Annotated in this window: 12 protein-coding genes and 1 pseudogene; 8 read left to right on the top strand and 5 right to left on the bottom strand. The window is 75.0% G+C overall.

What is annotated here, in order from left to right:
* Nucleotides 1–58: 58 nt before the first annotated feature.
* Together MRBLMG1_RS25500 and MRBLMG1_RS25495 are read left to right on the top strand one after the other, a co-directional pair.
* Nucleotides 59–481: a DUF4440 domain-containing protein gene (locus MRBLMG1_RS25500; protein WP_367826436.1), complete on the top strand. Its 423-nt coding sequence runs from the start codon at nt 59–61 to the stop codon at nt 479–481.
* An 11-nt stretch (nt 482–492) separates the two neighbouring features.
* Nucleotides 493–1,227, top strand: a complete 735-nt coding sequence (locus MRBLMG1_RS25495; protein ID WP_367826435.1) for a GNAT family N-acetyltransferase — start codon at nt 493–495, stop codon at nt 1,225–1,227.
* Here the strand turns inward: MRBLMG1_RS25495 and MRBLMG1_RS25490 are convergent.
* The 3 genes from MRBLMG1_RS25490 to MRBLMG1_RS25480 form a co-directional block, all read right to left on the bottom strand.
* Nucleotides 1,211–2,416, bottom strand: a complete 1,206-nt coding sequence (locus MRBLMG1_RS25490) for a serine hydrolase domain-containing protein (RefSeq protein ID WP_367826434.1) — start codon at nt 2,414–2,416, stop codon at nt 1,211–1,213. The two genes, MRBLMG1_RS25495 and MRBLMG1_RS25490, sit on opposite strands and share 17 nt — an antisense overlap.
* 136 nt (nt 2,417–2,552) lie before the next feature.
* On the bottom strand, nt 2,553–2,918 hold the full coding sequence (locus tag MRBLMG1_RS25485; protein WP_367826433.1) for a hypothetical protein: 366 nt from the start codon (nt 2,916–2,918) through the stop codon (nt 2,553–2,555).
* A gap of 36 nt (nt 2,919–2,954) precedes the next feature.
* A complete protein-coding gene (locus MRBLMG1_RS25480; RefSeq protein WP_367826432.1) occupies nt 2,955–3,911 on the bottom strand; it encodes a LysR family transcriptional regulator in 957 nt (318 codons plus the stop codon).
* 146 nt (nt 3,912–4,057) lie between these two features.
* Here MRBLMG1_RS25480 and MRBLMG1_RS25475 point away from each other — a divergent pair, with 146 nt between their 5' ends.
* The 4 genes and pseudogenes from MRBLMG1_RS25475 (at nt 4,058) to MRBLMG1_RS25460 (ending at nt 10,064) form a co-directional block, all read left to right on the top strand.
* A complete protein-coding gene (locus MRBLMG1_RS25475; protein ID WP_367826431.1) occupies nt 4,058–5,377 on the top strand; it encodes an MFS transporter in 1,320 nt (439 codons plus the stop codon).
* A 69-nt stretch (nt 5,378–5,446) separates the two neighbouring features.
* Nucleotides 5,447–6,889, top strand: a complete 1,443-nt coding sequence (locus MRBLMG1_RS25470; protein WP_367826430.1) for a carboxylesterase/lipase family protein — start codon at nt 5,447–5,449, stop codon at nt 6,887–6,889.
* A gap of 212 nt (nt 6,890–7,101) precedes the next feature.
* Nucleotides 7,102–9,330: a sulfatase-like hydrolase/transferase gene (locus tag MRBLMG1_RS25465; protein WP_367826429.1), complete on the top strand. Its 2,229-nt coding sequence runs from the start codon at nt 7,102–7,104 to the stop codon at nt 9,328–9,330.
* 40 nt (nt 9,331–9,370) lie between these two features.
* Nucleotides 9,371–10,064: pseudogene (locus tag MRBLMG1_RS25460) on the top strand (RraA family protein).
* Between the two features lie 229 nt (nt 10,065–10,293).
* Here MRBLMG1_RS25460 and MRBLMG1_RS25455 read toward each other — a convergent pair.
* Nucleotides 10,294–10,731: an OsmC family protein gene (locus tag MRBLMG1_RS25455; RefSeq protein WP_367826428.1), complete on the bottom strand. Its 438-nt coding sequence runs from the start codon at nt 10,729–10,731 to the stop codon at nt 10,294–10,296.
* Nucleotides 10,732–10,832: 101 nt separating this feature from the next.
* Nucleotides 10,833–11,702: a type 1 glutamine amidotransferase gene (locus MRBLMG1_RS25450; RefSeq protein ID WP_367826427.1), complete on the bottom strand. Its 870-nt coding sequence runs from the start codon at nt 11,700–11,702 to the stop codon at nt 10,833–10,835.
* Between the two features lie 180 nt (nt 11,703–11,882).
* Between MRBLMG1_RS25450 and MRBLMG1_RS25445 the strand changes: the two genes are divergently transcribed.
* Both MRBLMG1_RS25445 and MRBLMG1_RS25440 read left to right on the top strand, forming a co-directional pair.
* The gene (locus tag MRBLMG1_RS25445; RefSeq protein ID WP_367826426.1) at nt 11,883–12,209 is read left to right on the top strand and encodes a hypothetical protein; all 327 of its coding nucleotides are present in this window, start codon (nt 11,883–11,885) and stop codon (nt 12,207–12,209) included.
* Between the two features lie 57 nt (nt 12,210–12,266).
* Nucleotides 12,267–14,651, top strand: coding sequence for a molybdopterin cofactor-binding domain-containing protein (locus MRBLMG1_RS25440; protein WP_367826425.1), 2,385 nt, complete (start codon nt 12,267–12,269; stop codon nt 14,649–14,651).
* Nucleotides 14,652–14,655 lie beyond the last annotated feature (4 nt).

The raw sequence follows: 14,655 nt of genomic DNA, 5'->3' as shown, positions 1-14,655 counted from the left end.
CCGTGCGACCAGGGAAAACCCCGGGCCGACCGGCTCGCCCCGCAGGCAGAATGCCCCCATGACCCACCAGCACACCACCCCCGCACCCGACTCCCCGCACCCCGACGTCGCCGAGGCCATCGCGGGTGAACTCCGCCTCCTGGACCCCGCGGTACGCGCCTCCCGCACCCTCTCCGTCCCGCTCTTCGACCCCGAGTTCGTCGAGGTCGGCGCCTCCGGCCGCCGCTGGACCTACGCCGAGATGCTCGCCGCCCTCCCCGAGATGTCCGGCAGCACCGGGAACGGCACCCCCTACGAACCGGGCCCCGTCACCGGCGTCCTCCTCGCCCCCGGCCTCGTCCACCTCACCTTCGAAACCCTCCACGAAGGCCGCCGCGCCCGCCGCACCTCCCTCTGGCGCCGCGAACCCGGCGCCGCGCCCGACCAGCCCCTGCGCATGTACTACCACCAGGCCACGCCCGTACCCGAGTCGATCGCGTAGGGGGCCGGGACATGCCTGGCGAGGACACTCGGACGCGTGCCCGCGCCCTGTGGGAAGGCCTGGCCGGGACGCCCGTGTCCTTCCCGCGGGCCGGCGGCATACGCGTCGTCGTCTCCCCCGCGTCGGGGCTGTGCCCCGCCGGCTGGACCGGAGTCGTCGTGCTCGGCGGCTCCGCGCTCGTGACCGCGCCCGACGGGGGCACCGCCACCTCGGTGCGCGACGCCCTGAGGGGGCTGCCGGCGGACGTCGACGCGATCCGCGGGGCGCTGCCCGCGACGGGGGTGCTGGGCCCCGCCGCACTGGCGTACCTGTCCCCGGACCGCTTCCGCCCGGCAGCCGCCCCGCCGACGGTGGAACGGCTGCCCGGTGACCACCCGGCCCTGCGCGCCCTGGAGGGCGCGGCGGGTGACGACGACGCGGGGGAGGCGGCTCTGGAGGACATCACCTCGCCCGCCTTCGTAGTCCGCGAGCGCGGCGAGGTCGTGGCCGCGGCCGGTTACCGGGCCTGGCCCCACCGGACGGCCCACCTCAGCGTCCTGACCGCTCCGGGTGCACGCGGGCGCGGACTCGCCCGCCGGACGGCGTCGGCGGCCGTCGCCCACGCCCTCGCCGGCGGACTCCTGCCCCAGTGGCGCGCCCGCCCCGAGGCCTCCCGGCGGGTGGCGGCCGCGCTGGGATTCGAGGAGCTGGGCGCGCAGCTCTCGGTCGAGCTCGACCCGGGGAGCCCGACTAGCGGGTGGGCGTGACGCTGCCGGCGTACACGTTGTCCGGGGTGATGATCTGGGTGACGGCCCGGGCGAGCAGGGTCGAGGGCTCCTGGTTGTCGACGTGGCGGGCGTCGGTGTTGAGCATCAGGACCAGGGTGGCCTTCTTCGACGGCAGGTAGACGGTGACGGTCTCGTAGCCGGGGATGGAGCCGTTGTGCCCGATCCAGCCGTCGGTGTCGAGGATGCCGAGGCCGTAGGTGGTGCCGGGGAAGCCGGTCGGGAGGGTCTTGAGGCGCTGTGCCTGGGTCTCGGGGCTGAGGAGCTCGCCGGTGGCGACGATCTTCGCCCAGCGGCGCAGGTCGTCGAGGTCCGAGATCATCGCGCCGGCCGCCCACGCCCAGCTGGGGTTCCAGTCCGTGGCGTCCGCGATGGTGCCGTTCAGGGTCTGGTCGGTGTAGCCGCGCGGGTGCGGCTGGGGGAACTCGGGCCCGGTCGGGAAGAGGGTGTGGCGCAGGTGCGTCGGGCGCAGGATCCGGTGGCGGATCACGTCTTCGAGACGGTGGCCGGTGACCTTCTCGATCACGAGGCCGAGCAGGACGAGGTTGGAGTTGGAGTACTCGAACTTCGCTCCCGGCTTGAAGGTGTTCGCGTGCTTCATGCCGTACGCGAGCGACTCCTCCGGCGTGAAGTAGCGCTGCGGGTCGCTCAGCAGGTCGTGGATGAAGTCCGGGTCCGAGGTGTACGGGAACAGCCCGCTGCGCATCTCGGCGAGGTGCCGCAAGGTGATGTTCCGGCCGTTGCGGACGCCCTTGACGTACTTGGCGATCGGGTCGTCGAGACCGATCCGGCCGTCGTCCACGAGTTGGAGCAGCGCGGTGACGGTGAAGGTCTTGGTCTCGCTGCCGATCCGGACGAGCGAGTCCTTCCGCATCGGTTCGCCGGTGGCCGTGTTCGCGACCCCGGTCGCCCGGACGTAGCTGCCCTTCCCCGGCATCCACACCCCGGCGACGATGCCGGGAATCTGCGCCTGCTTGCGGACGTCCTCGATCGCCTTGTCCAGCCGGGCCTCGATCTCCGGGCCGAGACCGCCCTGCGGGCACTCGTCCGCCCCCTGGCGGTCGGCGACCGCCGCGTGGACGGCCGGGGCCGGGGCCACGGCCAGCGGAGCCAGTACGGACGCCACGAGGAGCGTCGCGGCGAACAGACGTCGGGTGGGGGTACGTCGCATGTCGGGGCGCCTTCTCCGGAGCAGGGAACGGACGGCCACATCACCATCCCGCTGCGCGTCGAGACCCCCGGTCCGCAGCGCGTTGCGACGAGTCCACTCGTTCGGCGCCGCAGGAACGGGCGGATGACGGCCGGGCTCAGCCGTACGCGTCCGTGACGCAGTCGGCGGCGCACCTCCAGTGCTCGAACCGCCGGCGCAGCGCCGCCGCCGCGTGCCGACGGTCGACCTCGTCGTGTCCGTAGTGCTCGCGGGTGACCCGCAGGACGGCCGCCACCGTGACGATCGCCGGCTCGCCCTCGCCGGCGGACCTGCGGGCCGCCGCGATCACCTGGTCCGACGCGCGCTGGAGGTCACGGGCGTACTCGCGCCGGGCGGCCGATCGCGCGCGCCCGGCCGCGAAGGGCCGCACGGCCCGGCCCTTCCACACGAGGCCCGCCGCGATGAGCCCGACGCCGGTGAGGCCGACGAGCACCCCGATGACGGTGTCAAGGTTCCACCTCATGACCGGCCTTCCCCCGAATCCGCTGGGCGTACGAGTCTATGGCGCGGGGCGCCGCTCCCGTGGGCGCGCCCAGGACGGCGTCCAGGTGTCGGCCCCCGGCGGCCGGTGCCGCCGTGCCGTGGAGAGGTGCTCGCGGAGGGCCACCAGGGCGGGGTGGGGGTTGTCGACGGCCCACAGCAGCGAGTGGGGGTAGACGGGGGTGGGGCGATGGACGGCGACCCGGCGCAGGTCGTGGCCCTCGGGCCAGACGAGGCGGGTCTGCGCGCCGACGAAAGTGGCGAGTTCGGGGGAGTCGGCCACGGTGTCGAGGAGCGGCTCCGTGCCGAAGTCGGGGCCGGCCACTTCGATGGCGAGGTCGAACTCGGCGGCGAGGTCGGCGTAGTACGCGGCCCACTCGGTTCCGCTGACGATCCCGGGCACCCAGATCCGGTGCCCGGCGAGCTGTGCGGGCGTCACCTCGGGGGCCCCCGCGAGCGCGTGCGCCGGTCCGGTCAGGAGCTGGAGCGGCTCGTCCAGGACGGGTACGGCCTCGATCCCCTCGGGAAGCCGGCTGCCGGGCATGCTGACGGCCCGGAAGGACGCGTCGATCGTGCCGGCCCGGAGGGCGGCTACCGCGGCTTCGGCGTCGAAGAGCGTCACCACGTCGAGGTCGATCTCCGGGTGCGCCTGGTGGAAGTCGCGCAGCAGGGCCGCCGGCGCGAGCCGCCGTCCGAGCACGTCCACCCGCAGCGCGCGACGGCCCGGCCGCACGGACGCGACCGCGCGCGCCTCGGCCCGGAGCAGGGCGCGGGCGTGCGGCAGGAAGGCCTGCCCGTCGATCGTGGGCTCGGTCCCGCGCGCGGTGCGGGTCAGCAGGCGCACCCCGAGGTCCTTCTCCAGGGCGGCGACCCGCTTGGACACGGCCTGCTGGGTGATCGACAGCTCGTCGGCGGCGTGCCGGAACCTGCCCGAGTCCACGACGGCGAGGAAGGTGCGCACGGCTTCGAGGTCCACGGGCCCAGCCTAGGACGACAACCACGGGTTGTCGTCCGGCCGATCGGTGGTTGTTTGATCCGGGTCTCCTCGGCTGGCTTTGATGTCGGTGGTGTGTCGGTGGTCGACAAGTGGTTGTCGCACCGGTTGGCGAGAGGGGTACGGGAATGGTGGGCGGAACGTCACTCGGGAGGGACTTCGGGTGGCTCTGGGCGGCGTTCGCGGCGAGCACCCTCGGCACCTGGATCGCGTTCAACGCCTTCCCGCTCCTTGCGATCACCGTGCTGCACAAGGGGGCCGCCGAGGTCGCGGCGCTCGCCGCCGTGGGCGCCGCGGTGGGTGCGGCGGTCGCGGTGCCGCTCGGACCGTGGGTGGAGTTCCGGCGCAAGCGGCCGGTGATGATCGCGATGGACCTCGTGCGGTGCGCGGCGCTCCTGAGCGTCGCCGGCGCGTTCGCGCTGGACCGGCTGGGCTTCACCCAGCTCCTGGTCGTCTCCGTCGTCGTCGCCGGGGCCGACATCACGTTCGGAGCCGCCTCCGGTGCCTGCCTCAAGGCGCTCCTGCGCCCCGAGGACCTGCTCCGCGCCCAGGCTCGTCTGGAGTCCACGACCTGGACCGCGACCGTTCTCGGTCCGCCGCTCGGCGGAGCCCTGTTCGCGCTGCTCGGCCCGGTGGCGACCGTGCTGGCCGACGCCGTGAGCTATCTGCTCTCGGCGGCCGGACTCCGTGCGATCGGACGCGCCGAACCCGCACCGGCGCCGGCCCCGTGGGCGGCGGCGCGGGACGGGCGGGGCGAGCCGAAGCGCCTGCGTCCCGCCGACCTCGCCGAGGGGTGGCGCCACATCCTCGGCCACCCGCTGCTGCGCCCGCTCTTCCTTCACACGGTGCTGGTCAACGGGCTGATCATGGCGACCGCGCCGCTGCTGGCCGTCCTCATGCTGGGGCCGCTGGGGTTCGCGCCGTGGCAGTACGGCCTCGCCTTCGCCGTCCCCTGTGTCGGCGGGCTGGTCGGGTCGCGGCTGGCACGGCCGCTGGCCGCGCGGTACGGCGGGCACCGGGTGCTGCGGGTCGCGGGCGTGCTGCGCGTGTGCTGGCCGGTCGGTCTGGCCTTCGTCCACCCCGGGGTCACCGGGCTGCTGCTCGTCATGGGGGTCGAGTTCGCGCTGATCACCTGCTCGGCCGTGTTCAACCCGGTGCTCGCCGCCCACCGCCTCGGCCTGACGGCGGCCGATCGCGTCGCCCGCACCCTGACCGCCTGGTCGGTCACCGGGAAGGCGTCGGTGGCGGCGCTGACCGCGCTCTGGGGCCTCCTCGCCGGCGTCACCGGCCCGCGGGCGGCGATCGCCCTCGCGGGCCTCCTGCTCCTCGCGACCCCGCTGCTGCTTCCGCGCGCCGACCGCCTCCTGGCGGGGGCTGAGGGCGAGGAGGGGCGGAAGGAGTCGGAGCGGACCGGCCGCCCGGGATTGACACGTGTAAGCGCACGGTGACACGCTCCAGTCCCGGCCCCCGGTTCCTTCCCGGCCCCGTGGCGCCCCGCGCAGAAGGAGCAGCACCTCATGAGCACCACCGTCCTCACCACCCGAGGCCCCGTCCGCGGCGAGCGCCGCGCCGACGGCAGCTCGCGATTCCTGGGCATCCCCTACGCGCAGCCGCCGGTGGGCGAGCTGCGGTTCGCCGCGCCCGTGCCGCCGGAGTCGTGGTCGGAGCCGCTGGACGCCACGGCGTACGGGCCGACGGCCCAGCGCCGGCCGTTCGCCGAGGTGACGACGATCCCGGAGCCGTCGATCCCGGGTGCCGGCGTCCTGAACCTGAACGTGTTCACGCCCGACACCGCTCCGGCCGCCGGGCTGCCGGTCCTCGTGTGGATCCACGGCGGTGGCTACGTCGCGGGTTCGGCCGCCAGCCCCTGGTACGACGGGGCGGCGTTCAACCGCGACGGCGTCGTCCTCGTGTCGTTCGGCTACCGGTTGGGCGTCGAGGGCTTCCTGCACCTGGAGGACGCACCGGACAACCGGGGCGTGCGGGACTGGATCGCGGCCCTGGAGTGGGTGCGGGACAACATCGCGGCCTTCGGCGGCGATCCGGCGAAGGTGACGATCGCGGGTCAGTCGGCGGGCGGTGGCGCGGTGCAGACGCTGCTGGCCGTGCCCGCGGCCGAGGGCCTGTTCCGGGGCGGGATCTCCGTCTCCGGCGCGGTCCTGACGCCCGACGGTCCCGAGGTGGCCCGCGCCGCGGCCCGCCTCTTCACCGCGCGCACCGGAGTGCCGGCCACCGCCGCCGCTCTGCGCGACCTGACCGACGACGAGATCCTCGACTTCCAGGACGTCCTGGCGGAGCCGGGCCCCGACCGCGAGGGCCTGCCGCCGATGCTGGCCCTCGCTCCCTTCGCCGACGGCGAGCTGATCCCCGTACCCGTCCGGGACGCCCTGACGCGGGGGGACGCGGCCGCCGACGTCCCGCTGATGCTCGGCTTCACCGAGCACGAGTTCACGATGATCCCCGCGCCCGGCCCCGAGGGGCCGCCGCTGCCCGTCCTGCTCGGCGGCCTCGGCCTCGACCCCGCCCGCACCGCCGCCTTCACCGAGGCCTACGCGGCGGGCGGCGAGGACCTGCTCTTCGGCCAGGCGATGACCGACGCCACCTTCCGCGCCCCGAACCTCGCCGTGGCCGACGCCCGCGCCGCCCGCGAACGGCCCACCTGGTTCTACGAGTTCACCTGGCGCTCGCCGGTCGTCGGGATCGCCTTCCACTGCCTGGACCTGCCCTTCGCCTTCGACCTGCTCGACGCCGAAGGGGTACGGGACGTCGCCGGCGACGCACCGCCGCGGGCGCTCGCCGACGCCCTGCACCGCGCCTGGGTCGCCTTCGTCACCGACCAGGACCCGGGCGCCGACTGGCCGCGCTACACCGCCGGCGAACGCGCCACGATGCTCTGGGACGCCGAGCCCCGGATCGCCTCGGACCCGCTGCGCCGCGTCCGCGAACTCTGGCTCGACTGACGGCCGGAGCGGGGGACGCCCGAAGGCGCGTGCGCCCGCCCAGGGGGCGAGCCCGGACCGTGTCACACGTTCTTCATGCTCCGTGCATGGTCCGCCCGACCGGGCGCCACGATGATCGATCGTGCGCCCGGCTCCCGGACCGGACGACACGGCCGGTCCGGGACTCGCGGGGCGCACCGCCACCCGCGCCCGCCGCCCCGAGGAGCCCCGCCATGTCCAGCCGCCGCAGCTTCCTCGCCGGGTCCGCCGCCGCGATCGGCCTCGGCGCCCTGCCCGCCACCGACGCCGTCGCGACGACGACCGCACCGGCCGGGGCGGCGCTACCGGAGGACACGACCCGGCCGCCGAACCTCGTCGTGGTGGTCGCCGACGACCTCGGGTACGGCGAGCTCGGCGCGTACGGGCAGAAACTCGTCACCACCCCGCGCATCGACGGACTCGCCGCCGACGGACTGCGGTTCACGGACGCCTACGCGACGGCGGCCGTCTGCGCCCCCTCCCGCTGCTCCCTCCTCACCGGCCTCCACACCGGACACGCGACGGTCCGCGCCAACCCGGCCGGGGCACAGGGCTCCCTCGCCGCCACCGACACCACCTTCGCCCAGGTGCTCAGGGCCCGCGGCTACCGCACCGGCGTCATCGGCAAATGGGGCTTCGGGCCCGAGACCGCCGACCAGGACAGCCACCCCAACGCCCGCGGCTTCGACGAGTTCCACGGCTACATCGACCACACCCACGCCCACCAGTACTACCCGGCGTACCTCTGGCACAACGGCGTGAAGGAACCCGTCCCGGCCAACGAAGGCGGCGCCAAGGGCGCGTACGCGCCGGACCTGCTGCGGCAGCGGGCCCTCGACTTCCTCGACCGCCACGCCGCCGAGCCGTTCCTGCTGCTGCTCACCCCGACCGTGCCGCACGCCCCCAGCGACATCCCCGACACCGGCGCGTACGCCTCACGGACCTGGAGCACCGCCGACAAGGGGCACGCGGCGCAGGTGAGCCTCTTCGACACCCTCGTCGGCGACGTCGTCGACCGGCTGCGCGCACTCGGCCTCGAGGACGACACCATCCTCCTCGTCACCAGCGACAACGGCCCCCACGAGGAGGGCGGGGCCGACCCCGACCGGTTCGACGCCAACGGCCCGCTGCGCGGCTACAAGCGGAACCTGTACGAGGGCGGCGTCCGCGTGCCCCTCATCGCCTGGGGGCCCGGCCGCGTCCTGCCCGGCACCAGCGACCGTCCGACGCCGCTCACCGACCTCCTCCCCACCCTCGCCGAACTCGGCGGCGCCCCCGCACCGTCCGACGTGGACGGACTCTCGGCGGCGCCCCTGCTCACCGGCGGCGCGGCCACCGCCCACCACGACCACCTGTACTGGTTCCGTGACGAGCGGGGCGTCACGAGCCGCGCCGACGCCCAGGACCGCCAGCGCTCCACCTGGCTCGCCGAAGCGCTCCGCAAGGACCGCTGGAAGGCCGTCCGCTTCGCCCCCGTCCGCGACCACGCCCTGCCCGACGACCAGTGGCAGGTCGAGCTGTACGACCTGGCCACCGACGTCGGCGAGACCTCCGACCTCGCGGCCCGGTACCCCGCCCGCGTCACCGAACTCGTCGCGCTGATGCGCTCCTCCTGGCAGGACCGGTACCCCCGCACCCCGTTCGGAACGAAGCTCACCACCCCGCCGCTCGCCGTGCCCGGCGAGCCCTTCGTCGTCACCGCCGAGCTCGCCAACGGCTCTTCCCGGGCCTGGAGTTCGGCCGCCGTCACGCTCCGCGCCCCGGCCGGCTGGACCGTACGGGCCACCACCGCCACCGGCGCGGCCCAGCTCGCCCCCGGCGCCCGGCTCACCACCGCCTGGCAGGTCACCCCGCCCGCCGGGGCGCCCGCGGCCACCCCCTGGCCGCTGACCGCCGAGGGCACGGCGCTCGCCCCGGGCGGACCTGTCCGGTACGCCGCCGACGGCACCGTCACCACCCCGCCCCCGGCCCCCACCCGCGACAGCTACCTCTCCGACCTGCCCTGGATCCGCGCCGTCAACGGCTGGGGCCCCGTCGAACGCGACTCCTCCAACGGCAAGAACGCCGCCGGCGACGGCACCCCCATCGCCTTCGGCGGCACCACCTACCCCAAGGGCCTCGGCGTCCACGCCTACAGCGACATCGCCTTCCACCTCGGCGGCGCGGCGAACCGGTTCACCGCCCTCGTCGGCATCGACGACTTCTCCGCCCGTCAGAGCACCACCGGCGCCACCCGCGCCACCGTGTACGGCGACGACCGCGTCCTCCTCACCACCCCCACCCTGACCGCCGCCACCGGCCCTGTCCCGGTCGACGTCGACGTCCGGCGCGTCCGCGTCCTGCGCCTGGAGGTCACCGACGCCAACGCCAGGACGTCCTTCGACCACACCTCCTGGGCCTTGGCCCGCGTCACGGTCGGGTAGGGAGAGCGGGACGCGTCCTCTCCCACAGAACGGACCACCGATGCCGACCGACTTCACCGGCCTCGCCACCCCCCTCGTCGCCGACGCCTGCGTGCGGCTCGGCGAGCCGCCGCGCGCCGCGCCCGCCGGGGTCCTGCCCGTCGTCGCCGGTCAGCGCGCCGCCGGACGGGCGCTGCCCGTGCGGCACCACGGAAGCGTCGACGTGTTCATCGAGGCGTTCACCCACGCCGAACCGGGGGACGTCCTCGTCATCGACAACGGCGGACGCCGCGACGAGGCCTGCTCGGCGACCTCGCCGTCCTGGAGGCGGAGGCGGCCGGTGTCGCCGGCGTCGTCGTGTGGGGCCTGCACCGGGACACACCGGACCTCGTGGAGATCGGCCTCCCCGTCTTCTCGTACGGACGCCACGCGCCGGGCCCCGTCCGCCTCGACCCGCGCGGCCCGGACGCGCTCCGCACGGCGCGGTGCGGCGACCACGTCGTGACGGCCGACGACCTCGTCCTCGCCGACGACGACGGCGTCCTCTTCGTGGCGGCCGACCGCGCGCGGAGGCTGTCGTGGAGACCGCACGGGGCATCCTCCGCACCGAACGCGAACAGGCCCGCCGCATCAGGGCCGGCGAGAGCCTGCGCGCGCAGACCCGTTTCGACGACTACCTGAAGGCCCGGGCCGAAGACCCCGCGTACACCTTCCGGCGGCATCTGCGACGGATCGGCGGCGCGATCGAGGAGTGACGTCCGGGCGCCGGCCGGCCGCGTCCGCGCGGCCGGGCCGGGCGCCGGGGGGCAGCCGGGCCGGAAGCCGGGGAGCAGCCGCACCGGAAGTCGGGGAGCAGCCGGACCGTAAGCCGGGAAGGCGGGCGGCGGACGGCCCCGGGAAGGCAGCCAGAGGGCGGACGGCCTCGGGAAGGCCCCCGGCGGACCGGCCCCCGGCCAACCGGCTCCTGGAAGCAGGCGGCGGGTGTCAGCCCTCGAAGCCGACCGTGCCGTCGGGCAGGATCGCTTCCACCCGGGCGCCGTGCTCGACGGTCCGGCTCACCGTGCAGAATTTCTCGTGGGTGAGGCGGACGCCGCGGGCGAACACCTCGGCCGCACGCGGGTTGTTGTCCGGGAGCTCGAACTCGTAGCTGACCCGGATGCGCCCGATGCGGCCGTCGTCCTCGGGCCCCGACACTGACTCCACCACGATCCGCAGGTCGTCGTGGTCCACGGCCCGCGCGGTCCGGTCCACGACGAGGCCGCCGCAGCCGCCCATCGCGGCGAGCAGCAACTCGACCGGGGTGAACGAGGGCTGGGCGTCCGCGTCGTCCGCGGCGGCCATCCGCACCTCGGCGCCCCGGTCGTTGCGGGCGGTCCAGTTGCGGTACCCGGTGCGGACGGTCTCGATGCGGTAGTCGGCCATGACGGCGGTGCTCCTCGTGTTCGTACGGTACGGTCGCCGCCACGCAACCCCACCGCCCGCGCCCCGCCAAGCGGACGCGCCGGACGCGCGCGGCGGCCCCGTCAGTATCCGCGGTCCCGCACGGCGGCCGCACCGGCACGGGCCCGTACGACCGCGCCCCACGCCTCCGCCACCGCGCCCCAGACCGTGCGGAGTGCCGGCTCGGCACGCCGTACGGAAGCCACCGCCGCCTCCGGCGAACCGCCCGCCGCGCGGACGTCCTCGCCGTCGCCCGCCGCCCACTCCGCCACCGTCTCCGCGCCGACCTCGGGATGGAACTGCACCCCCCACCCCGCGCCGCCGACGCGGAAAGCCTGCACGGGGCAGTCGTCGCCGCCCAACAGGGGTACGGCGCCGGGCGGCAGCGCGGCGATCTCGTCCCAGTGCCACTGCGCGGCCGGAGCGCCGTCGGGCACACCGCCGAAGACCGGGTCCGCGGCGACGCCGGACAACCGCCGCACGGGTACGGCCCCCACCTCGGGCCCCCGGGGCCGTCGGGCGACCGTACCGCCCAGGGTGTGGGCGAGGATCTGGCCGCCGAGGCATATCCCGAGCAGCGGGACCTCGTCGGCCACGGCCTCGCGGACCAGTTCGCGGACCCGGGGGAGCCACGGTGCGGCCAGGTCGTCCTCACAGTTGGCGGACCCGCCGAGGACCAGCAGCCCCGCGTGGCAGCGCAGCGACGCGGGGAGGGCCTCGCCCCGCCAGGCCCGCACCACGTCGAGACGGAACCCGGCCCACGCGAGGCGCTCGCCGACGAGGCCGGGCCCGGCCTCCCTCTCGTGCTCCACGACGAGGACGGCGAGGACGGGCGCCGTGCCCACGGCCGCCCGGGCGTCCGCCGTCGCTCCGGCCGTCCTGGCTGTCCCGACTGCCCCGGTCACCCCGACCATCTCGGTCGTCTCGGTCGTCTCCGTCGTCTCCGTCGTCATCGTCGTGCCCCTCCGTCGTCGTCCTCGGAACGCCTCGTCCGCTCGACCTCCCCGAGGATCTCCGATGAACCCCCGCCGCGGGGACCCCTCGTCGCCGTACCGTGCGGATGAGTAGCGCGCCGAGTACGCCTGAGTACGCCGACCGATACGCCGACCGGCGCCCGCTGGTGGACTGGGGCCATGACTTCCGACGCCCGGCGCACCCGCTCCCTCCAGCACGTCGCCGCCACCGGTACGGCCCTCGCGGTGGCCCTCGGCCCCCTGGTGATCGGTGCGCTGCTCGCCCGGTCGGTGGGAGGGGACCCCATGGTTTCCGTCAACGCCCTGATCGCGGGCGGCGGTCAGCGGGCCCGGATCTCCCGGGCGCAGCTCCGCTCGGGTGCGCGGATCGGCGCCCGGCGGAGGCCGCGACTGCGGCGGGTGGCGCCGGGGCCCGGGCCGCGGGGCGCGACGGGACGGCGTCGACCTCTCCGAAGGGCTCCCGGAGCAACGCCGGATGAGCGATGATCCTCGCTGGGATACTCGGCAGTAGCAGGCCGGGGCCATGGCGAAAGGGCACACCGAATGGCGAGGCGGCACCCCGCGGGGGACGACCACACGAGCGACGCCGGTGACGGTGGCGCGAGTCCGGCCGGCGGGGGCGAACCCGGCATCGGGCGGCGCCGGTTCCTCGGCTACGTCCTGGCCGCGCCCACCCTCACCGTGGCGGCCCAGATCGGCGCCGAGGCGCTCGCGCCCCGGCAGGCGCGGGCCGCGGTTCCCGCGCTCGTGCCGTCGCTGCCGGGACCGGCCGAACTCCTCGACCTGAACGAGCTGCTGACGCTCGCGGCGCTGCCCACCAGCAACCTCATCACGATCCGTATCGACGCGGACGGCACGGCCCACTTCGCCCTGCCGCGGGCCGAGGTCGGCCAGGGCGTCACCACCTCGAGCGCCATGATCGTCGCCGAGGAACTCGACCTCCCCCTGGACAAGGTGAGGGTCACCCTCGCCGACGCGCGGCCCGAGCTGCTCTTCAACCAGCTGACCGGCGGCTCCAACACGACCTACTCGACCTACACCCCGATCCGGGTGGCCGCCGCGGTCGCGCGCGGCCGTCTTCTGCACGCCGCCTCGCTCGTCCTCGGCGAGGCCGTCTCCACCCTCACCACGAAGGCGGGCGCCGTCCTCTCCCCGGCGGGCGCCCTGCTCGGCTACGGCGAACTCGCCGCCAAGGCGGCCGCCGTCACCGACTCCGCGGTGGAGGTCACCCTCAAGGACCCGGCCCGCTTCCGGGTCGTCGGTACCGGTCAGCGACGGGTGGACGCGCTCGAAGCGGTCACCGGGCGCAAGAAGTTCGCCATGGACCTCCAGGTCCCGGACGCCCTGCCCACCATGGTGTGCCGCCCGCCCACCATCAACGGCACGGTCCGCTCGGTGGCCAACCTCGCCGAGGTCCGGGCCATGCCCGGGGTCACCGACGTCGTCACCGTCTCCACCGGCGTGGCCGTCCGCGCCCGCACCTTCGGGCAGTGCGTCGACGCCGTGCGGGCGCTGAGCGTCACCTGGGGACCCGGCACCGCCGAGGGCGCCTCCGACGCCACCGTCCTGGAGAAACTGCGCCGGGCCGAACTGCCGCTGGTCGTCCCGGCCCTGCCGCTCCTGACGAAGGCGGTCGACGCCCGCTTCACCTTCCACTTCGCCAGCAACGCGGCCCTGGAGACCAACTGCGCTGTCGCGGACGTCCGCGCGGACTCCGCGGAGATCTGGGCCTCACTGAAGGCGCCGATCGTCGCCCAGGAACAGATCGCCCTCAAGCTGGGCCTGCCGCCCACCGCCGTCCGCGTCCACGTCACCGAGGGCGGCGGCTCCTTCGGCCGCAAGCTGTTCTCCGACGCCGCCCAGGAGGCCGCCGATATCTCCAAGGCCCTGGGCAAGCCGGTGAAGCTGATGTGGCACCGCACGGACGACTTCCGGCAGGGCCGTACGCACCCGATGTCGACGTCCCGGGTGCGGGCCACGTACGCGCTCGGCGAGGTCCTCACGTACGAGCAGCGGCACACGTCCGTCGCCACCGACTTCGGGCACGGCATCGGCGAGGTCCTGACGGCGGAGGCGGCCCGGCTGCCGGTCGCCGACGCCGCCTTCTCCCAGACGATGTTCGAACTCACCCAGATCAGCCCCTACCACCTCGGCGTCACCACCCAGCTCCTCGCCGAGACGGACAAGGGCTTCAACACCGGCTCCATGCGCAACATCTACTCGCCCAACGTCCGCTGCGCGCAGGAACTCGTCATGGACGAACTGGCCAGGCGGATGGGCCAGGACGGGTACGCGCTGAGGCGCCGGCTCGTCAAGGACGCGCGGGCCCGTGCCGTCCTGGACAAGGTCGCCGAGGTGGGGGAGTGGGGCAGGTCGATGCCGGCCGGTACGGCCCAGGGCATCGCCGTCCACACCGAGTACCACTCGGCCGTCGCGATCCTCGCGGAGATCGACTGCCGGCCGGAGACCGTCGGCCGCAAGGTCCCCAACGCGTACACCGGGCCGCGGGTGACCAAGGTGGTCTGCGCCGTCGACGTCGGCCTCGCGGTCAACCCGCGCGGGCTCGAAGCGCAGATGATGGGCGGGATCGCCGACGGCATCGCGATCACCCTGACGTCCGGCCTCCACCTGCGCGACGGGCACTTCCTCGAAGGCAGCTGGGACCAGTACTTCTACACCCGGCAGTGGAACACCCCGCCCGAGCTGGAGATCATCGTGATGCCGCCGACCGGCGACAGGCCGGGCGGCGCGGGCGAGTTGGCCGTCGCCGGCGCGATGGCCGCGGTCGCCTGCGCGTACGGCCGGGCGACCGGCACGATGCCGACGGTCTTCCCGGTCAACCACGCGGAGCCGCTCGCGTTCACCCCCCTGCCGGTCGTCCCGCCCGTCCCGGCCTCGCCCACCGACGGCCGCGACCGCACCATCTGAGAGC

The sequence above is a fragment of the Streptomyces sp. LMG1-1-1.1 genome (assembly GCF_040815545.1).
In the GTDB taxonomy this organism is placed as follows: Bacteria; Actinomycetota; Actinomycetes; order Streptomycetales; family Streptomycetaceae; genus Streptomyces.
This window is presented reverse-complemented; position numbering and strand designations above follow the sequence as displayed.